At 70.4% G+C, this 645-nt stretch carries 1 protein-coding gene; it reads left to right on the top strand.

Annotation, left to right across the window (positions count from 1 at the left end; all coding sequences use genetic code 11):
• A partial coding sequence (locus tag AADR41_RS42160) for a SigE family RNA polymerase sigma factor (RefSeq protein ID WP_342287764.1) occupies positions 1-589 on the top strand: 589 nt, incomplete at its 5' end.
• Positions 590-645 lie beyond the last annotated feature (56 nt).

Genomic DNA, 645 nt, shown 5'->3' with positions numbered 1-645 from the left:
AAACAACGGGGGCAGCGCGTACGGGGAGGTCACAGGGGAGCGGAAGGCCCCGGCGAAGACCGAGGACGCCGAAGCGGCGTTCACGGCCTACGTCCGGGAGCGCCGCGCCTCCCTGTACGCAACCGCCTACCACCTGACCGGCGACCGGTTCGAGGCCGAGGACCTGCTGCAGAGCGCCCTCTTCTCGACGTACCGGGCATGGGACCGGATCAGCGACAAGGCGGCGGTCGGCGGCTATCTGCGCCGCACCATGACGAACCTGCACATCAGCGCCTGGCGCAGGCGCAAGCTCAACGAGTACCCGACCGAGGAGCTGCCGGAGACGGCGGGCGACACGGACGCGATGCGCGGTACGGAACTGCGCGCCGTGCTCTGGCAGGCGCTGGCGCGGCTGCCGGAACTCCAGCGCACGATGCTGGTCCTGCGTTACTACGAGGGCCGCACCGACCCGGAGATCGCGGCGATCCTCGACATCAGTGTCGGCACGGTGAAGTCCAGCATCTGGCGGTCGCTCCGCCGGCTGCGCGAGGACGAGGTCCTCAGCTTCGGCCGTGACGAGGAGGAGTCCTTCGGCGAGCTGGTGGCCTGAGGCGAGGGGGAACACGGGGGAGAACGGGGCCGCTGCTTCGGGGGAGGTGGCGGAGT

Origin of the sequence: Streptomyces sp. CLV115, assembly GCF_038448545.1 — a bacterium.
Taxonomy (GTDB): Bacteria; Actinomycetota; Actinomycetes; order Streptomycetales; family Streptomycetaceae; genus Streptomyces; species Streptomyces sanglieri.
The sequence above is the reverse complement of the archived record's forward strand: the minus strand, read 5'-3'. Positions and strand labels throughout refer to the sequence as shown.